Source organism: Streptomyces sp. B1I3 (assembly GCF_030816615.1).
In the GTDB taxonomy this organism is placed as follows: Bacteria; Actinomycetota; Actinomycetes; order Streptomycetales; family Streptomycetaceae; genus Streptomyces.
Genome location: NZ_JAUSYD010000001.1, coordinates 4,059,228 through 4,080,451 on the forward strand (window position 1 = coordinate 4,059,228; position 21,224 = coordinate 4,080,451).

General features: G+C 72.7%; 17 protein-coding genes and 1 tRNA gene. 12 read left to right on the forward strand and 6 right to left on the reverse strand.

Annotated features, from left to right (window positions below; genetic code table 11):
* Positions 1-13 precede the first annotated feature (13 nt).
* Together QFZ58_RS18670 and QFZ58_RS18675 are read right to left on the reverse strand one after the other, a co-directional pair.
* Positions 14-1,381, reverse strand: coding sequence for a serine/threonine-protein kinase (locus QFZ58_RS18670; protein ID WP_307126032.1), 1,368 nt, complete (start codon positions 1,379-1,381; stop codon positions 14-16).
* Between the two features lie 120 nt (positions 1,382-1,501).
* Positions 1,502-2,050 carry a DNA-binding protein gene (locus tag QFZ58_RS18675; RefSeq protein WP_307126033.1) on the reverse strand — a complete coding sequence of 183 codons (549 nt, stop codon included), beginning with the start codon at positions 2,048-2,050 and terminating at the stop codon, positions 1,502-1,504.
* 170 nt (positions 2,051-2,220) lie between these two features.
* On the opposite strand from QFZ58_RS18675, the gene QFZ58_RS18680 reads away from it, so the two are divergent.
* Positions 2,221-2,293 (forward strand) — tRNA-Ala (locus QFZ58_RS18680).
* A 161-nt stretch (positions 2,294-2,454) separates the two neighbouring features.
* On the opposite strand, the gene QFZ58_RS18685 is transcribed toward QFZ58_RS18680, so the two are convergent.
* Positions 2,455-3,075 (reverse strand): TetR/AcrR family transcriptional regulator, encoded by a 621-nt coding sequence (locus QFZ58_RS18685; protein ID WP_307126034.1) that lies wholly within the window; start codon positions 3,073-3,075, stop codon positions 2,455-2,457.
* Between the two features lie 83 nt (positions 3,076-3,158).
* Between QFZ58_RS18685 and QFZ58_RS18690 the strand changes: the two genes are divergently transcribed.
* Positions 3,159-3,980, forward strand: coding sequence for an NAD(P)H-binding protein (locus QFZ58_RS18690; RefSeq protein WP_307126035.1), 822 nt, complete (start codon positions 3,159-3,161; stop codon positions 3,978-3,980).
* 88 nt (positions 3,981-4,068) lie between these two features.
* Here the strand turns inward: QFZ58_RS18690 and QFZ58_RS18695 are convergent, their stop codons facing one another.
* Both QFZ58_RS18695 and QFZ58_RS18700 read right to left on the reverse strand, forming a co-directional pair.
* Positions 4,069-4,983: a serine hydrolase gene (locus QFZ58_RS18695; RefSeq protein WP_307126036.1), complete on the reverse strand. Its 915-nt coding sequence runs from the start codon at positions 4,981-4,983 to the stop codon at positions 4,069-4,071.
* Positions 4,980-5,852 carry a LysR family transcriptional regulator gene (locus QFZ58_RS18700; protein ID WP_307126037.1) on the reverse strand — a complete coding sequence of 291 codons (873 nt, stop codon included), beginning with the start codon at positions 5,850-5,852 and terminating at the stop codon, positions 4,980-4,982. Before QFZ58_RS18700 ends, QFZ58_RS18695 begins: the two co-directional genes overlap by 4 nt.
* A gap of 189 nt (positions 5,853-6,041) precedes the next feature.
* On the opposite strand from QFZ58_RS18700, the gene QFZ58_RS18705 reads away from it, so the two are divergent.
* The 3 genes from QFZ58_RS18705 to QFZ58_RS18715 all read left to right on the forward strand — a co-directional run bounded on the left by QFZ58_RS18705 (position 6,042) and on the right by QFZ58_RS18715 (position 12,313).
* Positions 6,042-7,697, forward strand: coding sequence for a penicillin-binding transpeptidase domain-containing protein (locus QFZ58_RS18705; protein WP_307126038.1), 1,656 nt, complete (start codon positions 6,042-6,044; stop codon positions 7,695-7,697).
* 111 nt (positions 7,698-7,808) lie between these two features.
* The gene (gene bla, locus QFZ58_RS18710) at positions 7,809-8,807 is read left to right on the forward strand and encodes a class A beta-lactamase (protein WP_307126039.1); all 999 of its coding nucleotides are present in this window, start codon (positions 7,809-7,811) and stop codon (positions 8,805-8,807) included.
* A gap of 140 nt (positions 8,808-8,947) precedes the next feature.
* Complete coding sequence (locus tag QFZ58_RS18715) at positions 8,948-12,313, forward strand: BTAD domain-containing putative transcriptional regulator (RefSeq protein ID WP_307126040.1); 3,366 nt, start codon at positions 8,948-8,950, stop codon at positions 12,311-12,313.
* Positions 12,314-12,387: 74 nt separating this feature from the next.
* Here QFZ58_RS18715 and QFZ58_RS18720 read toward each other — a convergent pair whose 3' ends face one another.
* Positions 12,388-13,392, reverse strand: coding sequence for a beta-ketoacyl-ACP synthase III (locus tag QFZ58_RS18720; protein WP_307126041.1), 1,005 nt, complete (start codon positions 13,390-13,392; stop codon positions 12,388-12,390).
* Between the two features lie 192 nt (positions 13,393-13,584).
* Between QFZ58_RS18720 and QFZ58_RS18725 the strand changes: the two genes are divergently transcribed.
* The 7 genes from QFZ58_RS18725 to QFZ58_RS18755 all read left to right on the forward strand — a co-directional run bounded on the left by QFZ58_RS18725 (position 13,585) and on the right by QFZ58_RS18755 (position 21,209).
* Complete coding sequence (locus tag QFZ58_RS18725) at positions 13,585-15,099, forward strand: DHA2 family efflux MFS transporter permease subunit (RefSeq protein ID WP_307126042.1); 1,515 nt, start codon at positions 13,585-13,587, stop codon at positions 15,097-15,099.
* A gap of 348 nt (positions 15,100-15,447) precedes the next feature.
* Positions 15,448-17,166, forward strand: coding sequence for an AMP-binding protein (locus QFZ58_RS18730; protein ID WP_307126043.1), 1,719 nt, complete (start codon positions 15,448-15,450; stop codon positions 17,164-17,166).
* Positions 17,163-18,140 (forward strand): ribonucleotide-diphosphate reductase subunit beta, encoded by a 978-nt coding sequence (locus tag QFZ58_RS18735; RefSeq protein ID WP_307126044.1) that lies wholly within the window; start codon positions 17,163-17,165, stop codon positions 18,138-18,140. Before QFZ58_RS18730 ends, QFZ58_RS18735 begins: the two co-directional genes overlap by 4 nt.
* A gap of 53 nt (positions 18,141-18,193) precedes the next feature.
* Positions 18,194-18,457 (forward strand): acyl carrier protein, encoded by a 264-nt coding sequence (locus QFZ58_RS18740; protein WP_307126045.1) that lies wholly within the window; start codon positions 18,194-18,196, stop codon positions 18,455-18,457.
* 34 nt (positions 18,458-18,491) lie between these two features.
* Complete coding sequence (locus QFZ58_RS18745; protein ID WP_307126046.1) at positions 18,492-19,175, forward strand: SGNH/GDSL hydrolase family protein; 684 nt, start codon at positions 18,492-18,494, stop codon at positions 19,173-19,175.
* Positions 19,175-20,791, forward strand: a complete 1,617-nt coding sequence (locus QFZ58_RS18750; RefSeq protein WP_307126047.1) for a GMC family oxidoreductase — start codon at positions 19,175-19,177, stop codon at positions 20,789-20,791. Before QFZ58_RS18745 ends, QFZ58_RS18750 begins: the two co-directional genes overlap by 1 nt.
* 46 nt (positions 20,792-20,837) lie before the next feature.
* Positions 20,838-21,209, forward strand: coding sequence for an SCP2 sterol-binding domain-containing protein (locus QFZ58_RS18755; protein ID WP_307126048.1), 372 nt, complete (start codon positions 20,838-20,840; stop codon positions 21,207-21,209).
* The last annotated feature ends 15 nt before the right edge of the window (positions 21,210-21,224 follow it).

A 21,224-nucleotide genomic window follows, 5' to 3' on the forward strand; every position in this document is an offset into this window, starting at 1 on the left:
TGCCGCGGGCGGGTCAGGTCTGGGTGAGTGCCCAGATGCCCACGGCGAAGCAGACCAGAGCCACGAACAGCACCGGGATCGCCACCTTCGGGGGCGGTCCCGGACGCGCCGCGGAGGATGTGCGGGGCGCGGGCACGGGCGGTGTGACGGTTGCCCCCGGGTGGTGCGCCTGTGAGTGCTGTGGGTGCTGTGGGCTCTGGGCGGTGTAGGCGCGGGTGGGCGCAGCCCCGTACGGCACGGCTGCCGTGGGCGCCTGGGCGAGGGCCGAGGCGTCGGCGTGCAACGGTGAGGCCGGTTGCCGCGGCGGGGCGGGCGGTGCGTACGGCCCGGCCGGGGGGAGTGGCACGGACTGCTGCGGGGGAGGCGCCAGATGGAAGCTGCCCGTCTCCGACATCGAGGAGGGTTGAGGTGCGGGCGGGTGCTGGTCCGCGCTGCCGAGCCGGTCCGGTGGCCGAGGTGCCGAGGCCGCGTCAGCGGTTCCCGGGGCCGCCTGAGGGGCTTTCAGGGGCCCGTCGGGGCCGAAGCCGGGGGGCAGGGGGCCGATCTGGTCGAAGACCTCGACCGGTTCTTCGTCCGGGCCGGGCTCCGGCAGCATCTCGACGGCGGCCGCGAGAGCCTTGCGCGCGCCCGTGGCCGTACGGAAGCGGGCCTGCGGGTCGGGCTGCAGCAGTCCCGCGACGACCTGCCACAGCGGCTCCGGCACGCCCTGGGGCGCACCCGGGGTGCCGTGGGTGGCGAAGTACTCGATGAGCGCCTGGGCGTCGGGCTTCTGTCCCTGCAGCAGGTAGAGCGCCACCAGGCCGACGGCGAACAGGTCCGCGGGGAAGTCGGGCTCCGCTCCCATCATCTGCTCGGGCGCGAAGTAACCAGGCGTGCCGACCACGTAGTTGGTCTCTGTCAGGCGCGGCTCGCCCTTGCGCATCGAGATACCGAAGTCGGAGAGGCGCAGATGCGGCCTGCCCGTACCGGTGGCCTCCATCAGGATGTTGGCCGGCTTGATGTCGCGGTGCACGACCCCTTCCGCGTGCACCGTCGACAACCCGGACAGCAACTGGTCGAGCAGCAGGCAGACGAAACGCGGGGGCAGCGGACCGTAGTCACCGATGACATGAGCCAGCGAACCACCACTGACCAGGTCCATCGTGAACAGGACCTTGTCGTCGTCCGCCGCCCAGCTGGCGGGAGCCAGGACGTGAGGGTGCTCGATCCGCAGCGCCTGCTCACGGACGAAGCGCAGCAGCGTGTGCGCGTCGCTCTGCTGCAGGACCTTGGCGGCCACGTACCTGCGGCGACGGTGGTCCCAGGCGCGCCATACGGCGCCCACCCCACCGCGTCCGATCGGATCGATCAGCTCGTACCGACCGGCGAAAACCTCACCCATTGCGCTGCGCCCGCTCCCCGTTCCGGTTTCGGCTCGTGGCCCGGAGCCGGCAGACTGCCGGGGTCCTGTCGGACAGGACCCCGCACCGGTTCCCGTGGCCGCCGAGCCGGACGACAATGCCTAGCTCTGGTGGCCCTCGTAGTGCGCGACCGCGTCAGCCGTACGTCCCGCTCCGTACACCCTGAGGAACTCTGCCAGCTCGGGGTGGGCCGGGGCGAGGGAGTCCGCCGCATCGATGATGTCGCCGGCCGCGGCGACCGACCGCAGCAGTGACTGGATCTCCCGGACGACGCGCCGCACGGTGGGGGCTCCTCCGGTGCTCGTGGTCTGGCCGGTGCCGGTCAGAACGGAACCGCCCTGCGACTTCTTGATCTCTTCCATCCGGTCGGTCGCCTCGCCCGCGCTTATGCTGCCGTCCGCCACTTGTCCGGCGAGTTCCTGGAGCGCCTGGACCCGCTGGACGACCGCAGGGTTGCCGATCTTGGCCCGCTGGCCGCTCATCAGCTGGGACAACATGGGTGCGGACAGCCCGAGCACCGCGGCGAGGCGTGCCTGATTCAGTCCGAGGTCGTCGATCAGCCTGCGGAACAGCGCCCCCAACGGCTCCCCGTACCAGCTGCGCTGGAGCTCCCGGGCTCTAGCCGTTGCCTCTTGCTGCGCTGCGTCCATTGCGTCTCCCCTTGGCTGCGGCTTCGCTGCTGCGAACCTCGTCGTGCATCTTACGGAGAGCGGTTACGGACGGGGAGCCCCAATCCTTTTGCAGGATTCAGGGGGTGACCCGGTACTCTGTTCTGCGACGGACGTCGCGACCCGGATGTGGCCGGTGATGTCCGTGTATCGGGGCCTTAGCTCAGTTGGTAGAGCGCTGCCTTTGCAAGGCAGATGTCAGGAGTTCGAATCTCCTAGGCTCCACATCGTCAGCCCCCTCCGGCCTGCGGAAACGCGGTCGGAGGGGGCTTTTTTCGCGTCCCGGTCCCCCGCCCCCGGGCTGCGGCCGGCATGCCCTGGGCGGGCACAGCGGCGGCGAAGCGGGGGCGTACGGTACGCCCCTCGTCACCGGTGCGGGCAGGTCGTCAGGGCGCGGACCGATCCGGGGCAGGCGTGCTCTCGGCGGTCAGGGAGTCCAGCCAGCGGATGATGCGATCGCCCTGCTGGGTCATGATCTCCGGGTCTCGCAAGGCGTTGGTCAGGAGTGACATGCCCTGATACGCGGCGACGAGCGTGACGGCCAGGCCCCCGGGGTCGGGCAGGCCCAGCTCCCGGAACTGGCCTTCGGCCCAGTCCAGCAACTTCCGGATCACGCCGCCGACTTGCAGGTCGAGGACGTCGTCGGCCCGCTTGTCGAGTTCGACGGCCAGGGTGCCGGTCGGGCATCCGTGGCGGGCGGCGGTCTCGCGCTGTTCGATCCAGCCCTCGACCAGGGCCTTCAGGCGGTCGCGCGGGTCTGCCAGTTCGTCCAGCCGGCCGGTGAGCTCCGCGAGGTGAGCGGTGTGTTCGGTCAGGGCGGCCTTGACCAGGTCGTCCTTGGTCTTGAAGTAGTAGTAGACGTTTCCTACGGGTACCCCGGCCTCGCCCGCGATGTCGGCCAGGGTCGTGCGTTCGACGCCCTGTTCGTGCAGGACCTTCGCTGCCGCCGCCGTCAGACGGCGCCGCTTGTCGGTGCCCCGTCCGCGACGTTTCTCTGAGTCAGTCACCCGACTGAGTGTAGACAACGGCCCGTGGTGCCGTGCTACGGTCCATCTAAGTCAGACAGCTAACTAACTCCTGGGGGACGGACATGATCGTTGTGACGGGTGCGACCGGTAACGTCGGACGGACGCTGGTACGGCTGCTGGCCGAGGCCGGCGAGCCGGTGACGGCGGTGGCGCGGCGGATCACCGGGACCGACGTCCCGGCCGGAGTGCGGGCCACGCCCGCGGACCTGGCCGTCCCTGAGAGTCTGCGCCCCGCCCTGACCGGCGCGGACGCACTGTTCCTGCTGGTGGCGGGTGAGGATCCGGACGGCGTCCTGGCCGCGGCGCGTGAGGCCGGCGTACGCAGGGTGGTCCTCCTCTCCTCCCAGGGCGCGGGGACGCGTCCGCAGGCCTACCGGCACCCGGCCGGGTTCGAGGCCGCCGTCGCCGGCAGCGGACTGGAGTGGACGATCCTGCGGTCGGGCGGGATGGCGTCCAACACGTTGGCCTGGGCCGAGCCGATCCGCCGGCACCGGACCGCGGCCGCCCCCTTCGGTGATGTCGCACTGCCCTATGTGGACCCCGACGACGTGGCGGCCGTGGCCTCCGTCGTCCTGCGGTCGGACGGTCACAAGGGCGCGACGTACGTCCTGACCGGTCCCGAGCCCGTCACTCCGCGGCAGCGGGCGGCAGCGATCGCCGACGCACTCGGCGAGCACGTCCGCTTCGTCGAGCAGACCCGTGACGAGGCGCACGCCCAGATGTCACAGTTCATGCCGCCGGCCGTGGCCGACGGCACGCTGTCCATCCTCGGCGCCCCCACCCCCGAGGAGCAGCACGCCGGTCCGGACGTCCCGCACCTCCTCGGCCGTCCCGCCGCCGCGTTCGCGCAATGGGCGCGACGCAACGTCGCCGCCTTCCGCTGACAGCTCGCGGGCGCGGAACCGGCCCTCATGTGAAGGCCGCTGCGCCTTCGAGGGTGCGGGCGGCGGCGCCGTTCTCCGCCCGCCGGGGTCAGGTGCCCTGGCTGCCCCGCAGCTCCTCCACGGCGGCCCGCGCCGCGGCGCCGATCACGGCGTCGGCGCGCGGCAGTTTGGCGTCGGAGCGGGCCGCCTGGGTGAAGACGACGGCGGTGTAGGTGCTGCCGTCGGCGAGTTCGACGACGCCCGCTTCGTGACGCAGCGAGCCGAAGGTACCGGTCTTGCCGTAGACGGTGACGTCGTCGTAGGGGAATCCGGATCCGAGCCGGTGCGTCCACGGCTGCCGGCGCATGACCTCGCGCATGAACGCGCACCGGTCCGCGGAGGCGGCCTCTCCGGTCCAGATCGCCCGCAGGAGCCGTGCCATGTCGGCCGGAGTCGTGGACGCCTTGGATGCCGGGTCGTAGACGCCCGGGGGCACGACGACGTCGTTGTCCGCAACGCGGGCCAGCGCCGCGTCCAGCGACCGGGCGCCCGTCTCGGCGACCAGCCGGTCGAACGTCCTGACGACGCCGCCGTGGATACGGGTGTCGGGCATGCCAAGGTCGCGGCACATGGCGTCCACCACGTCCGGGCCGACCGTCCGGAGGACGGCGTCGGCCGCGGTGTTGTCCGAGATGCTCATCATCAGGACGACCATGTCGCGCAGCGACAGGGTGACGGGGTCATGAAGGATGGAGATGCCGGTCGGACCGGGCACCCGCTCGTCGGGTTCGAGCGTCAACCTGCGTGACGGGTCGATGAGTCCGGCGTCCGCGAGCCGGCAGAAGGCGACCATCAGGGGCACCTTGTAGACCGAGCTCATGGGCAGCCGGTCGCCGGGATCGATGGTCACCCGCGCGGACGGACGATCCAGATCCGCCACGTGCAGCCAGCCGCGTACGCCCGCGTCGTCGAACATGCGGCGGATGGCGCGCTCCACACCGCCGCCGCGCCGCGTTCCGCTCACGGTGCCACCTTCCGGGTCAGGGCGTCCTCCAGCAGATGCGCTGTCTCGGCGGTGTCCTTCGCCCCCGGACGGCGCGGGTCCCAGGCCACCCGCAGGCGGAGGGGGAGCGGCGGGTCCGTCGCCGCCCGCCGCTCGACCCCGGACGCGGTCAGCGTCGCGTCCGCCGTGACCAGCACCGCCTGACCCGCCGCCACGAGGGCCAGGCCGGCCCGCTCGTCGGAGACCACGACGGTCTCCACCCGCCGGCCGCGGCTGGCCAGTGTGTCGATGAACAGGTCGTGAGCCGCGGGGGCCTCGGCGCGGGGACGTACGGCCACGGGCAGGCGCGAAGCCGGAGCGTCACCGGTGCCTTCCCGGTCGGAGGGGGTGAGGAGCCAGGTCGGTAGCAGGATCACGCGGCCTGCGGCGAGACCGTGCAGCACGGAGGGGTGCCGGATCACGACGATGTCGAGCCGCCCGGCCGTGACGTCGCCGAGCAGCGTGGCGGTCGATGCCGTGACCATGCCGATGCGGGTCCGCTCCCCTGCCCGGACCGGCGCGGCTGCCACGTCGGCCGCGAGCGCAGCCGGAACCTCGGGAGCCAGCCCGAGCCGTAGACGCCGCCCGTCCGCGTGTTCGCGGGCCCCGGTCTCACGGAGCTCGGTGAGTGCGGCCAGTGCTCGGCGGGCGTGCGGGAGCAGCAGGGCCCCCTCCTCCGTGAGGGACACTCCTCTGTCGCGGTCGAACAGGCGGACACCGAGCAGGGCTTCCAGCCGGCGCAGGCCCTGGGACAGCGGTGGCTGGGTGATGCCCACCCGCTGCGCCGCGGCTCCGAAGTGTTCCTCCTCCGCCAGCGCGACGAAGATTTCCAGATGCCGTTCCGTCAGCAATCCGACCTCCTGGCGTGCGGCGATACGTCTTGCGAATCGGCCCGATGGCGAGATCGTATTCGACATGCCCTCCGGTGGCGGGTTTGACTCCCGGACGGGGCAGGCCGCGCCGGTTCAGGCGCGGGCCCCCGCCGACGCCGGGGGACGTCTCCGGCGAGCCGACAGGTCCCACCCGGAACGGAGAGCACCTTGTCACGCACCGACCGCCGAAACAGCCCCGCCCCGCACGGAAGGTCACGGCGCGGGCGGTTACCGCTCGGCATCGCCGTGACCCTGCTCCTGCTGGCGGGAGGTGGGTATGCCGCCTTCGGCCTCGTGGGCGCCGACGCCCGGGAAGAAGAGGACGCGGACGTGAAGTCCGCCCGCGTGCCCCTGGCCGCGTTCCTCGCCGCGTGGGCCGGTCACGACGCGCGGAAGGCGGCGAGCTACACGGACACGCCCGACGACGCCGCCTCCCTCCTCACCTCGGTACTGACCAACCTCAAGCCCTCCAGGACGACCGTCGTCGACGGCGAAGGTAAGAAGCAGGACGACGGCACGGTGCGGTTCCCCTTCACCGTGTCGATGGCTGTGCCGGGTGCGGGCGACGTCACCTGGCGCTCCCGTGCGCAGGTCATCGACATGTCGGGGACCTGGAAGGTCGAGTTCAGCTCACCGACGGTCCATCCGGCGCTGGAGCCGGGGCAGACACTCGCCCTCAAGAGCGGCGGCGGCAGGGCGAAGGTGCTCGACGCCAAGGGCGACCCGCTCCGGGCGGACAGTCTCGTCGGTACCGTCGACCCCGTCAGCGGCAAGGGCACGTCCGGTCTGGAGGCCCGCTACGACGACGTACTGTCCGGGGGCGGGAAGCCGGGCAAGTCGCTGGTGGTGGCGGACCGGCAGAGCGGGCGGGCCGTCAAGGACCTCACCGAGGCCCCCCAGGCCGAGGGTCGCCCGGTGCGGACCACCATCGACCCTCGCGTCCAGGAGGCGGCGGCCGACGCCCTGGCCGGGGTCGAGGTCAACGCGGCCGTCGTCGCGGTCGACCCCAGCAACGGTCACATACTCGCCGCCGCCAACCGTCCCGGCGGTTACAACCGCGCCCTCGAAGGACGCTATCCACCCGGTTCCGTCTTCAAGGTCATCACCGCGGCGGCCTTCCTGGAGGGCGGCACACGCCCCGGAGACCCGGCGCCGTGCCCGAAGTTCGCCACCGTCGACGGGCAACGGTTCGAGAACCAGAAGCAGTTCGTTCTCCCGGCCGGTTCGACCTTCGCGGACGTCTTCGCCCAGTCCTGCAACACCTACTTCGTCGAGGCCCGCGGCCGGCTCTCGGACTCCGACCTGCACGACACGGCAGAGGCGTTCGGGATCGGCGGGAGCTGGGACGTGGGCACGACCACCTATGACGGCGGCGTGCCCGTCACGACGAGCGACAACGACAAGGCCGCCGCCACCATAGGCCAGGCGCGCGTCCAGGCATCCCCGCTGGTCATGGCGTCCGTCGCGGCCACCGTCAAGAACGGCACGTTCGAGCAGCCGGTCCTGGTGCCGGACGCGGTGAGGAAGAGGTACGAGGCCCCGGTGGCGCTGGACGCCGAGGTGACCGGCCGGCTCCGCGAGCTGATGCGCGCCACCGTGACCTCCGGTTCCGCCCACGCGCTGCGGGACCTGCCGGGCAGCCCCCACGCGAAGACCGGAACCGCCGAATTCGGTACCGAGGTGCCGCCGCGCACCCACGCCTGGATGATCGGCTACCAGGGCGACTCGGACCTCGCCTGGGCCGTGCTCCTGGAGGACGGAGGGTCCGGCGGCGCCGACGCGGGACCGGTCGCCGCCCGGTTCCTGCGCAACCTGGCCGGCTGAGCGGCCGGACCCACCCGAGCGAGCGGCCGGACACGGTCATGCGGTCAGGGGCGGTCCGGACAGACAGGTACAAGCTGGGCAGACAGAGACGACAGAACAGAAGGCCCGCACATGCGCACCCACACCCCCGGCGCCATCCCCGCCGCCTCCCGTCGTACCGCACTCGCCGTGCTGGCCGGGCTCGCCGCCCTGCCGCTCGCCGGATGCACGGCCACCGAGCCCGCGCACACGTCGCCCCCGGCCGCGTCAGGCCCGACTCCACCCGTCGGCAGCCCCTCTCCGTCGGCCTCCGCCGATGCCCCTACGGAGCGCGCGTTCGCCGAACTGGAGCGGGAGTTCGACGCCCGGCTGGGGGTCTACGCGCTCGACACCGGCAGCGGCCGGACCGTCACCCACCGGTCCGGCGAACGCTTCGCGTACGCCTCCACCTGCAAGGCACTCCTCGCCGGCGCCGTGCTGGACAAGAACTCCCTCCGTCAGCTCGACCGGCTCGTGCGCTACGGCCGGGACGAGCTCGTCAGCAACTCGCCGGTCACCGAGCGGCACGTCGCCACCGGGCTGACCCTGCGCGAGCTGTGCGATGCCGCCGTCCGCTACAGCGACAACGCCGCGGCCAATCTCCTCTTCCGTGAGCTCGGCGGCCCCGGAGGGCTGCAGGACGCACTCCGCTCCCTGGGCGACCGGGTCACGCGGTGCGACCGGTACGAGGTGGCCCTCAGCGACGCCGTGCCGGGCGACCCCCGGGACACCAGCACGCCCCGCGCCCTCGCCACCGACCTGCGCGCCTACGTCCTCGGCGGAGCCCTGGCCACCGACAAGCGAGCCGTGCTGACCGACTGGCTCAAGCGCAACACCACCGGCGACGCGGCCATTCGCGCCGGAGCCCCCCACGGCTGGCAGATCGGCGACAAGACAGGAACGGGCGGTTACGGCACCCGCAACGACATCGCCATCGCCTGGCCCCCCGGCGCCGCCCCCATCACGCTGGCCGTCCTCTCCGACCGCGGCACCAAGGACGCCGAACGCGACGACGCCCTCATCGCCCGCGCCGCCGAGGCCGCTTTCGGCGCACTGGCCGGGCCGCCGGCCGCGGCGCCCAGCTCGCCCTGATACGAGAGGCAACGCGTTACGTTCGCCACATAGAACACAAAGCGCCTGCTCTCCTACTCATGTTCGACAACCCTTGGCTGTGTACTGCGAATAGCCATGGGGCCACCCGGCGAACGTCGAACTCTTGAGTGGAGTCCACTGTGATCGACCTGCGGGTGCTTGGACCGGTACGGGCGTTGACCGGAGACCGTGACCTCGACATCGGACACGCACGGCAGCGCAGTCTGCTGGCCATGCTGCTGGCGGACGTGAACAACGTGGTGCCCAGCAACCGGCTCGCCGAACTCGTGTGGGACGACAGACCGCCGCGCCAGTCGCGCAACACGCTCGCCGGGTACGCGACCCGGTTACGCAAGGTCTTGGCCGCCGCACCAGGAAGACCGGCCCTGCTCTCCCAGGCCGGCGGGTACGTGCTGCGGGTCGACCCGGCGGCCGTCGACCTGTACCGATTCCGCGCCCTCGCCTCCCGGGCTGCCGCTGTGCGGGACGACGAGGAGCGCTGCGCGCTCCTGCGGTCCGCCCTGGCGCAGTGGTCCGGCGCCGCACTCGGCGACCTCATGGGAACCCGCGTCGAATCGCTGCGCACGATGCTGGAGAGCGAACGGCAGGCCGCCCTGCTGGACTACTTCGACGCACAGCTGAGACTCGGCCGGCCCCAGGAGATCCTCACCCAGCTCCAGCAAATGACCGAGGAGCGGCCGTACGACGAGGAACTGGCGCTCCGGCTGGTCCTGGCCCACCGGGACAGCGGGAATCCGGCCGCGGCGCTGCGGACCTACGAGACGGTCCGGGAGCGGTTGGCGAGAGAACTGGCGACGGGCCCAGGCGAGGCGCTGCGCGGGGCCGGCGAGCGGCTGCTGAACCCGGGACGTCCTTCCGAGGACGGGGGCAACGCCCTCTCCGTCGCCACACGGGCCCGTGACCGGCTGCGCATGCCCCAGGGCACCGGGTACTTCGCGGGCCGGGAGCGCGAACTGCTGGAGCTGGACGTCCTGCTGACGCCTACGCGGGCGCCCGCGACGGCCGCCGCGCCGCAGGGCAGCAACCTCGCCGTGATCAGCGGTATGGCGGGTGCCGGGAAGACGACGCTGGCGCTGCAGTGGGCACAGAGGGTCCACTCGTCCTTCCCCGACGGGCAGTTCTTCGTGGCGTTGCGGGGGCACGAACCGCATCTGCCACCCCTCGAACCGATCGAGACCCTCGCCCAGGTCCTGCTCGCACTGGGGCTTCCGGCCGCCGACATCCCGTTCGGGCTCGACGAACGGGCCGCCCTCTACCGGACGTTGCTCGTCGGCCGCCGGGTGCTGCTCGTGCTGGACGACGCGGCGGGCCCGGGCCAGGTGCGCCACCTGCTGCCGCCGAGCGTCGACGGCAGTGCGGTCCTGGTGACCAGCCGGGAGCGGATGCCGGGACTCACCGCGACCTACTTCGCCGGCGAGGTGCTGCTGGACGCCCTGGACGCCACGTCGGCGCTCGCCCTGCTGGCCTCTCTGGTCGGCAGCGCGCGCGTGGCGAGTGAGCCGGAGGCGGCCGCCGGCATCGTACGGGCCTCCGGACGGCTGCCGCTGACGGTGCGGCTCAGCGGCGCCTACGCCGCGAACCATCCCGACGAGCCGCTGGGCCAGGTGCTCGCACGGGTGCCGACGGCCGACAGCGCGGATGCGCGCGGGGCCATGGGCCGGGCGCTGGACCTCTCGTACGGCAAGCTGCGGGCGGACCAGCGGCAGTTGTTCAGACAGCTGGGAGTCGTCCCGGGCACCGAGTTCGGGCGGGACGCGGTGGCGGCGCTGGCGGACGGGTCGTTCGCCCTGCTGGAGGAGCGCATCGGCGCGTTGGTGCGAGCCAATCTGCTGTCCGAATACGCCCCGCGCCGGTACCGGCTGCACGACATGGTCAAGGAGTACGCGGTGGGGCGCGCGTCCGAAGAGGATTCGTGGGAGGTGCGCCGGGGCGTCCTGCTGCGGCTGCTGGAGTGGTACCGGCAGTCGGTGGAACGGGCCAGCAGCGCCAACGGCATCCAGATGTCGGGGGTGCACCGGGCCGCGGGTGCCACCTCCCTCCGGCCGGCCGGCGGGCCGCCGACTGAACCGGGCGACGTGGACCACGACGCCCACGGAATCCGTGATCCCGGCGCCCCGCACGATGTCCACGGCCCCGGCCACCCCGACGGCGGCGACGGCGAGGTCGGCATGGCCTGGCTGGACCGGGAGAAGGCCAACCTCTGCGCGGCCATCACGCTCGCCTCGGAACTGGGGCTCGGCCCGGCGAGCTGGCGGCTCGCCGACGCCATGCTCGGCTTCATCCGGCTGCATCCGGGCGGCGACGACTGGTCGGCGGCCGTGGAGGCGGCGCAAAGTGCGGCCGCCAGGGCGGGGAACCAGCGGGCGAACACGGCGATGCTGCTCAACATCGCGGACTCGCGTTACCGCAAGGGCAGGTACTCCGCTGAGCGGCGGCTGGCCCGTGAGGCGCTCACCGTCAGCCGGGACGCGTCGTGGCGGGCGGGGGAGGCGCTCTCCCTGGCCGTCCTCGGCCGGTCGTACTGGTCCGTCGGGGCGATCGGGATGGCGAACCGGTACCTGGGCGCCGCCCTGCGCATCCACGAGAGCCTCGGCGACCTGGCGGGACAGGCCAACGCCCTGGGCCGGCTGGCCCGCAACGCCTATGACACGGGCGACCCGGTGTCCGCCCTGCGCGACTTCCGCCGATCCCTGGAGCTGGCGGAGCAGGCGGGATCCCGGTTCGGGCAGATCCGTCTGCCCGCCTACATGGCGCTGACTCTCCGACAGCTGGGGCAGTACCCGGAGGCAGACCACTGGTGCGAACTGGCGATCCGCTCGAGCCGCGACGTGGACTTCCACGAGGGCGTGGCCATCGCGCTGACCTGCCGGGCGGCGCTCTTCAGCGACCTGGGGGAGCACGCCCGCGCGGTGGCCGCCGCGCGCGAGGCGCACGTCGCCATCCCGCACCTGTCGGACCCCCGCATCGAGGCGGACTGCCTGATCCGGCTGGGCGGCGTCGAGGCCGCCGCCGAGCACACGGACGTGGCCATGCGCAGCTTCGGCAAGGCGCTGCTGCTCGCGGACCAGATCAACTACCGGCAGGGAGCGGTGCGCGCCCAGGCCGAGAGCGCGGCCACGTACGTACGGCTCGGCCTGTACGAGGAGGCGCTGGCGGCCGGCCGGCGTACCAGGCGGGCGCTCCAGGGATGTGACATGCGCCTGGTCACGGCGCAGATGCTCGTCCTGGAGGCGGACTGCGCTCTGGCGTCCGGACGGTGTGCGGCCGCCGTGGCCGGATACCGCAGGGCCTCCGCCCTGTACCGGACGGCGGGCCACCGCCTCGGCGAGGTGCGGGCCCTGATGTCCTGGGGCCGCGCCGCCGGCACCGTACCGGGGCACGGCCGTCCCGACCGGCCCTGGCACCGGGCGCTGCGGCTGGCCGGGCCCCTCGCCATCCCGGAGGCGGACACCCTGCGGACCCTGCTGGGCGCGGGAGGCCGGTGAGGCGGACCCGCACCCGTGGCCGGGCGTCGGGGCGCCCGGCGGGGGTGGAGCCGGTTACGGGGGTGCGGGGTGGTTCAGAGGCGCACCACCGTCCCTGCGTACGTGAGCCCCGCCCCGAAGCCGATCAGTACCGCGAGGTCGCCCTTGCGCAGGGCCCCGGAGGTGCGCATGCGGTCGAGGGCGAGCGGGATGGACGCCGCGGAGGTGTTCCCCTGGTCCACGATGTCCCGGGCCACGGCGACGCCGGAGGGGAAGCCCACGCTCTCCGCGACCGCCTCGATGATGCGCAGGTTCGCCTGGTGCGGGACGAACGCCTGGACGTCACCCGGTTCGAGGCCCGAGCGGTCCAGCACCTCCCGTACGACGGCGGGCAACTGCGTGACCGCCCAGCGGAAGACCGATGATCCCTGCATGCGGATGACGGGCCCCCCGTGCTCCGGCTCCTCCCGTACGGTGATCGCCTCGCGCAGTTCGGGGTCCGTGCCCCACACCACGGAACCGATGCCCGGCTCCGTGCCGCGCCCCACCACGGCCGCGCCCGCCCCGTCCGAGAACAGGAAGGCGGTGGAGCGGTCCTGGGGGTCGAGGATGTCCGACATGCGCTCCACGCCGATGACCAGGCAGGTGCGGGCCTGACCGGTCGCGACGGACGCGGCCGCCAGGGAGAGCCCCACGGTGAATCCGGCACAGGCGGCGCCGACCTGCCATGCGGGACCCGGTACGCCCAGCCGGCGGCCGATCTCCGCGGCGAGCTCGTTGGCGGCCGCGCCGGTGCCCGCCCCGCCGACGTCCGACATGGTGGCGACCAGCACCTGGTCGACCTCGTCAGGGGTGATGCCGGCGTCGGCCAGCGCCTTCCCCGCCGCGGTGGCCCCCATCTCCGCCAGTGTCTCGTCGGGACCGGCGAAGCAGCGGGTCCGGATGCCGCTGCGGCGCAGGATCCACTCGGGTGACGAGTCCAGGGTGCGGCAGACCTCCTCGTTGGTGACGATCCGTCGGGGCCGGTAGCCCCCGATACCGAGCAGTACCGCGTGATGGCGGTCCGGCCCGGGGACGTGCGCGGCGTGCGTGGTGTTCACACGGGACTCCTGTCGTCGCTCGCAACTGCGTCCTTGCCTGCTCCCTCGCTTACTCCTTCGAAGCCTTTACGCACCGGAAGGCGCCACCCCGCGTGACACCACGGCAACGCGGTGCGGGGTTTCCGCTTGACAACCACATACCGACGGTATGTACTCACATACCCAAGGAATGTTAGTTGGAAGGATCGACAGGTGACCTCAGTACCGCTTGCGTCTCGCGCCGAGCCGTCGAGTGCGGGGAAGACACTGCTGCTCACGTCGGCAGCCACGTTCATGGCCTTCCTCGACACGACGATCGTCAATGTGGCCTTCCCGGCCCTGCACGCGGACTTCCCCGAGGAGTCCGTCACCGACCTGACCTGGGTGGTGACCAGTTACGGCATCCTCTTCGCCGCCCTGCTGACCCCGGCCGGCCGCTTCGCCGACATCCTGGGGCGGCGCAAGCTGTTCCTGTGGTCGGTCGGGCTGTTCAGCCTCGCGTCCCTCGCCTGCGCCCTCGCGCCGAACATGGAGCTGCTCATCGCCGCCCGTGCGGTCCAGGGCATCGGCGCGGCCGGCATGATCCCCTCGGCTCTCGGACTCGTCCTCTCCGAGACCCCCGCCGAGAAGCGGGCCGAGGCCATCGGTATCTGGGGCGCGGCCGGTTCCATGGCCGCCGCCGCCGGTCCCGCGCTCGGCGGACTGCTGGTCAGCGAGATCGACTGGCGCGTGGTGTTCATCCTGAACGTCCCGATCGGCCTGGCCGTGATCTTCGGCGCCCTGCGCCTGCCCGAGCGTCCGGTCGAGAAGGCACAGCTCCCCGACCTGCTCGGCACGGCCACGGTCACCTTCGGTATCGCCGGTGTCGTCATCGGTCTCACCAAGGGCGGCGACTGGGGCTGGGACGCACCCGCCACGTGGATCTGGATCGGCGCCGGCCTTCTCCTCATGGCCTACTCGCTGCAGCGCTCCGGCAAGCACCCCGCACCGGCCGTGGAGACCGGGCTGTGGCGTACGCCGATGTTCGCGGCGGCCAACCTCACCGCGTTCCTGCTCGGTGCCGGCCTGTTCGTCTGGTTCCTGTCCGGGCCGCTGTACCTCACCACGATCTGGCACTACTCCGTGCTCAAGGCCGGCCTCGCCGTCACACCCGGCGCGGTGCTCTCCGCGGTCGCGGCCATCACGATCGGGCGGCGCCTGAAGCCGGCGCAGCAGCGTCCGGTGGTCATCGTGGCCGGCATCGCCTTCCTCGCCCTGAGCATCTGGGCGTACACGGGCCTCGGCTCCGACCGGGAGTTCCTGGCCCTGTGGCTGCCGTACGGCGCGCTCGGCGGCGCCGTGATCGGTGCGGCGCTCACCAGCGTGACGACCGCGGCATCGATCTCGGTGCACCCGCTGAAGTTCGCCACCGGCACCGGTATGGCCACCACGGCCCGGCAGTTCGGCGGTTCGGTCGGCGTCGCCGCGATGGCCGCGGTGTTCGCCGCGGGCGACCTGAGCACGCCGCAGCCGTACCTGAACGCGTTCCTGCTCGCGGGTATCTTCATCGCCGCCGCCGCGATCCCGGCGTTCTGGATGTTCACCAAGAAGTCGATGGCGCAGATCGCCGAGACACAGGCGCAGATCCAGGCCTACATGCGGGCACAGGCCGAGGCCGCCGCCCAGGCCGCGGCCGCCCAGCCGGGCACGCCGTCCGCGGAGGGCGCCGCCACCGCGGACCGCACCTGACACAGCGCACCACCCACGAACGCCGGCCGCGGTTCATCCCCCGTGGCCGCGGCCGGCCCCGGCGGGGTCGCGGATCCAGTTGGAACCGCGGCCCCGCTTCGCGTTTCTCCACCGCGGGAGCTCCTCGCCCCCGGTGGCCCCGTGCCCCACGAAGCCGTTCCGAGCTGCCCGTGGCCTGGTAGAACGCGCCCCCGCGGACCCGGGGCCCCTCCGGTGGGCACCGCCGGTCGCGGTGCCGGCCGCGGGGGACACCGGGGTGCCGCGAGAAAACCGCGATCGCCGCGAGGGGGGTGGCCCCTCCAGTCCGTAATACAGGACGAGAGCCCATCGGTTCGATGAGGGGAATTGATGAACACAGTCCTCGACTGGCTGGACTCCCCCGCGCCGGAGCGTGGAATCCACTACTACCGAAACGGCGACTGGCACCTGCGTGACTACGCGGACATCGCCTCGGCGGCCCGCCGGACAGCCGCCTTCCTGCATGCCAACGGCGTCACCAAGGGCGTCGTGTCCCTGCTGATCGAGGACCCCGAGACCTTCGTCCCGGCCTTCCTCGGCACCATGTACGCGGGGGCCACCCCGTCCCCGATCGCCTCGCCCGTCACCTTCGGCGGGCACGAGGCCTTCACCGAGCACGCGGCCGCCGTCCTCGGCGCCGCCACCCCGGCCGCCGTGCTGACCGACGCCCACCTCGCCCCGCTCGCCGCCGCGGCGTGCGCGAAGGCGGGGACGGGCACACCTCTCGTGCTGCCCGATCCGGCCGGGCTGCCCGGCGCGGACGACCTGGCACCCCGCCATGCGGAACTCGCCCTGCTGCAGTTCACCTCCGGATCCAGCGGTACCCCGAAGGGCGTCCGGGTCACGGGGGACAACCTCACCGCCAACGTCCGGGCCATCCACGGATGGCTCGGCGTGACGCCTGAGGACTCGTGCTCGTCCTGGCTTCCGCTCTACCACGACATGGGCCTCATCGGGACGTTCCTGGGGTCCGTCGTGGCCCAGATCGACCTGTGGCTGATGAGCCCGGTCGACTTCATCCGCTCCCCGGCCCGCTGGCTCGACTGCCACGGCCGGCACGGGGTGACCATCACCACCGCGCCCAACTTCGGCTACGGGTACGCGACGTCCCGGGTGCGCGAGGAGGAGCTGGCGGGCACCGACTTCTCCACCTGGCGGGTGGCGATGAGCGGCGCCGAACGCGTGGACGCCCGGGTGGTGGCCGACTTCACCTCGAAGCTCGCCCCGCACGGCTTCGACTCCCGTGCGCTCACGCCGTGTTACGGCATGGCGGAGACGACGCTCGCCGTCACAGGCGTCCGTCCCGGTAGCGGGGCGCGCATCGTGCGGCCGTCCGGCCCGCTGGACACCGGAGCACCGGTGACCGTCGCCGGCTCGGGCACCCTCGGCGTCGACCGGCCCGAGGACCCCGCAGGCTGGATCGCCTCCTGCGGCACGCCGGTCCCCGAGACCGCCGTCGAGGTCGTCGACGACGAAGGGGCCCCGTTGCCCGACGGGACGTTCGGGGAGATCCGGGTCAGGGGCACGTCCGTGGCCGACGGCTACGAGTCGCCGGACCCCGCCGCCAGCGCGCCCTTCGGTGACGACGGACTGCGCACAGGAGACGCCGGGTTCCTGCTCGACGGCGAGCTGTACGTGGTCGGGCGGATCGGCGACAGCATCAAGGTCCGCGGCCGCAAGGTGCACGCCGAGGACCTGGAGGCGGCGCTCACCTCCGTCCCCGGGGTTCCGCCGGGGCGCTGCGCCGTGGCGCTCGGCAACCGTGACGGGCGCGCGGGAGCGGTGATCGTCGTGGAGGCGCCGGGCGACGGCTGGCTGGACGCCGCGACCGGCGTACTGCGCTCCGCCCTGGACGCCTCGGTCTCCGTGACCGTCGTGCGGGCCAGGCGCGGCACCATCCCTCGGACCTCCAGCGGCAAACCGCGCCGCCGGCTGCTCTGGCGCCAGGCGGGCGAGAACGCACTCGCCGGCGACGTACTGCACAGCACACACAGCATCGACCGACCGACGGAACAGACCGCACCGGGACTGGATGGGGCAGCCACATGAGCGTCACGACCACCGGGCTCGTACTCGATGTCACCGAGACGGCCCCCGAGACCAACGCCGAACAGCGCGGCCGGCTCGCCAACTCAGCCGACCTCTACCGCCGGTGGGAACGCCAGCAGTGGGCCGTCGCCCAGGTCGACCCCGCGCGTGACGCGGAGACCTGGCAGGCCCTCACCCCCTTCTCACGGGCCCAGATGCTCGGCTCGCTCGGCGAGCTGGAGGTCGGCGAGGTCACGGTGACGCACACGCTGGGAGCGCTGATCGACGCGCCGCCCACCGAGGACGACCGGATCTTCCTCTGCACCCAGCTGGCCGACGAGGCGCGGCACGTGCGCTTCTTCCAGACCTATCTGGAGGAGGGCTGCCGGACGAGCCTCGACGCGGTCGAGGAGGGCGCCGACTACGCGGAGGTGTTCACCCCCGAGCTCACCCGGGCGACCGACGCGGTGCGGGCCGACCACGCGGACCGCGAGTCCTGGTACCGGGCGCTCGTCTACTACCACCTGATCACCGAGGGCGTGCTCGCCGCGACGGCCCTGCGCACCACCCGCTTCCTCGCCCGCCGGCTGAAGCTGGAGGCGCTGGAGGAGGGCCTCACCAACGTCACCCGCGACGAGTCGCGGCACGTGTCCTTCGGCCTGCGGGCCGCGCAGGACGGGGTCGCCGGCGGATTCGCCCAGGTGGTCGGCGACGCGCACTTCGAGTCGCTCGGCGTGGCCGCCTGGGTCCTCATCGGCCCCTCCCGGCACAACCCGGTGCCCGCGCTCCGCGCGGCCCTGCTCAGCCGTGCCGCCCAGTTGCAGGGCAGCGTCGACATCGCCCGGGAGCGCCTGGTGAAGCAACTGCGGCTGGTGGGCCTGCCGGACCTGTCCGAGAAGGCCGCCGCCTCCTGGGACCTCGCGGTGGAGACCGCCCTCGACGCCTACGCGGAGCGCTGGGACGCACCGCACCCGATCCGCGCGGCCGCGGCCTGAGCGGCGCCGGACCCCCAGACCACCGAGAAGACAGCGAAAGGGACGCGAAAGACATGGAGAACAGCACACTGCGCGCGCAGGTCCGACAGATCGTCGGGGAGATGAGCCCGCTCGGGGCGCGCGAGGTGCGGTCCGAGGACCGCCTCGTCGAGGAGCTCGGCTACGACTCGCTCGCCGTCATCGAGCTCTCCCTGCGCATAGAGCAGGAGTTTCCGCTCGCCGACCTCGGCACGAACACCACGCCCGACATCACCACGGTGAAGGACATCGAGGACTTCGTCGACCAGCAGCAGGTGGCGCCCAGCGACGCCGCCTGATCCACCCGCCCGCCCAGAGAAGGACCACGAGAAGATGACGACACACGATCTGCGCAGTGAGGCGGACGACCCGCTGGCGCTCTCCCACGACGAGTCCGTACAGCTGCTGCGGGGAGCTCCGTGGCAGCGGCTCGCCGTGATGGGCGACAGTTTCGCCGCCGGCCTCGGCGACCCCAGCGAGGGGTACGCCCATGTGCCGTGGCCTCAGCGGATCTCGGCCGCCCTCGGCTCCGGGAAGCCCGACTTCGGATATCTGAACACCGGCGTCATGGGCAAGCGGACCGGCGCCGTCCGGGCCGAACAGCTGGAGCAGGTCCTCGCGTTCAAGCCGGACCTGGTCAACGTGGCGGCCGGCGGCAACGACCTGTTCGACGCGGAGCCGGATCTGGACGGCGTCGAGGCCGACCTGGACGCCATGTACACGGCGCTGCGGGCACAGGGTGCGGACATCTTCACGTTCACCGTCACCAACGTCTTCGAGTCGGTGCCGGAACTGGCGGTCTTCAGCGACCGCACGGCGGCCCTCAACGACCGCATCCGCGCGGTTGCCGAGCGCCACGACGCCGTGCTGATCGAGATGTGGAGCCACCCCGTACGGCTGCGCCCGAACCTGATGAGCGCCGACGGCATCCACTTCGCGATGGAGGGGCACGCCGCCCTCGCCGCCGAGATCGTCAAGGCCCTCGGGGCACGGATCGCGCAACGCGCGGAGACGTGATGGCAACCGGCAGAACCGTCACTCACATCGTGATCGGCGCGGGCTCGGCCGGCTGCGTCCTGGCCGAGCGGCTCAGCGCCGACGGCGACGGGCAGGTCGTGCTCATCGAGGCGGGCGGCCCGGACCGGCGCGCCGAGATCAGCATCCCGGCCGCGTTCCCCGCCCTGTTCGGCACGTCGGCCGACTGGGGTTACCGCACGACCCCGCAGCCGGGCCTCGGCGGACGCAGCCTGAACTGGCCGCGCGGGCGCACGCTGGGCGGGTCGTCCTCGCTCAACGCCCAGATCTGGACCCGTGGGCACCGTGCGGACTTCGACGGCTGGGCCGAGGACGACGGGTGCACGGGCTGGTCGGCCGACGAGGTGCTGCCGTACTTCAGGCGGGCCGAGGACCGCTCCGGCACGGGCGCCTACGGCTCCGGCGGGCCGATCCGTATCGAGAACCTGCGTGATCCCAGCCCGGCCACCACCGAGTTCCTGGATGCCTGCGCCGAGGCGGGGCTGCCTGTCCTGGACGACGGGAACCCGCTGGAGCCGGAGGGCGCCGGCCCGGTGCGGGCCACCCAGCGCGGGGGACGGCGGTGGAGCGCGGCCGACGGCTACCTGAGGCCGGCGCTGCGGCGCGAGAACCTCACCGTCGTCACGGACGCCCATGTCGAACGTGTCCTGATCGAGGACGGCCGTGCGGTCGGCGTCGCCTACACGACGGCCGACGGGCCGGCCGAGGTGCGCGCCGACGGCGAGGTCATCCTGGCGGCGGGCGCGATCGGCTCCCCGCAGTTGCTGATGCTGTCCGGCGTCGGCGACGCGGACGAGCTGCGGCGGCACGGCATCACCGTGCGGGCGCACTCCCCCCGGGTCGGGCGGGGCCTCGCCGACCACCTCTACGTGCCGCTGGCCTTCGAGGCGCACGGCCGGGTGACCCCGGGGGTCACCGACCAGCAGGGCGAGATCGCCGAGTTCTTGCGGGGCCGGCGCGGGCGGCTGACGTCCAACCTCGCGGAGGCCGTCGCGTTCCTGCGCAGCGACCCCGCGCTCACGGCACCCGACCTGGAATTCGTGTGGATGCTGGTGCCCTTCCTCGACCAGGGGCGGGCGCCGCAGACCCACGGCGTCACCCTGGGCGTCGTGCTGCTGCGCCCGAGCAGCCACGGCACCGTACGGCTGGCCTCGGCCGACCCGGCGGCGCACCCGGTGATCGACCCCCGTTACCTGTCCGACCCGGACGGCGACGACCTGCGGGTGCTGACCGAAGGGGTGCGCCGGGCCCGCGAGGTCCTCACCCGGCCCGCGCTGGCCGGACGGCTCGGGGAGGCACTGACGCCCGGCGCCCTGGACCCGGACCCGGAGACGGTGCACGCCCTGGCCCGGACCCACGCGGAAACCCTGTACCACCCGGTCGGCACCTGCGGCATGGGGGCGGACCCGGAGGCCGTACTCGATCCCCAGCTGAGGGTGCGGGGAGTGGCGGGGCTGCGCGTCGTCGACGCCTCCGCGCTGCCGTCCCTGCCGCGCGGCCACACCCACGCCCCCACCGTGATGCTCGCGGAGCGCGCGGCCGAGCTGATCCTCGCCGACGCCGCGAACCGCCGTACCGGTGCCCTGGCGCACCGCTGACCCGCCGCCCCACGACCAGCCTCATCAGACGAAAGGCAGTACGACTGTGACCGTTCAGGACCCGCAGCTGTTCATCGAGGCCTTCCGAGCGGCCTTCACCGACGCGGATTTCGCGGCCCTGCTCAAGGAGCGCGACTTCTCCATCCAGTTCGTGGTGACCGGGGACGCCCACACCGCCTTCCTGCTGGACTCCGACGGCGTGCACGACGGCGCCCCCCACCCGGCGGCCCTGCGGCTCGAGGTGAAGCCGGACACGCTGCACCTGATCCTCCTGGGGCAGCTCGGTGTGACCCAGGCGATCGTCGCCCGCGGCCTCGTCGTGAAGGGCCCGATCAGCCGGGTGCGCCAGCTGGCGGACTACCTGCCGGCGATGGGGCGCGCGTACGCCCAGCTCGCCCTGGCGCCGGCCTCCGCCTGAGCCACGCGGGGGCGG

What these genes read in the sequence shown, in the direction of transcription:
- QFZ58_RS18670 (WP_307126032.1), bottom strand. Translation starts at nt 1,381, where the DNA reads ATGGGTGAGGTTTTCGCCGGTCGGTACGAGCTGATCGATCCGATCGGA.
- QFZ58_RS18675 (WP_307126033.1), bottom strand. Translation starts at nt 2,050, where the DNA reads ATGGACGCAGCGCAGCAAGAGGCAACGGCTAGAGCCCGGGAGCTCCAG.
- QFZ58_RS18690 (WP_307126035.1), top strand. Translation starts at nt 3,159, where the DNA reads ATGATCGTTGTGACGGGTGCGACCGGTAACGTCGGACGGACGCTGGTA.
- bla (WP_307126039.1), top strand. Translation starts at nt 7,809, where the DNA reads ATGCGCACCCACACCCCCGGCGCCATCCCCGCCGCCTCCCGTCGTACC.
- QFZ58_RS18730 (WP_307126043.1), top strand. Translation starts at nt 15,448, where the DNA reads ATGAACACAGTCCTCGACTGGCTGGACTCCCCCGCGCCGGAGCGTGGA.
- QFZ58_RS18735 (WP_307126044.1), top strand. Translation starts at nt 17,163, where the DNA reads ATGAGCGTCACGACCACCGGGCTCGTACTCGATGTCACCGAGACGGCC.
- QFZ58_RS18740 (WP_307126045.1), top strand. Translation starts at nt 18,194, where the DNA reads ATGGAGAACAGCACACTGCGCGCGCAGGTCCGACAGATCGTCGGGGAG.
- QFZ58_RS18745 (WP_307126046.1), top strand. Translation starts at nt 18,492, where the DNA reads ATGACGACACACGATCTGCGCAGTGAGGCGGACGACCCGCTGGCGCTC.
- QFZ58_RS18750 (WP_307126047.1), top strand. Translation starts at nt 19,175, where the DNA reads ATGGCAACCGGCAGAACCGTCACTCACATCGTGATCGGCGCGGGCTCG.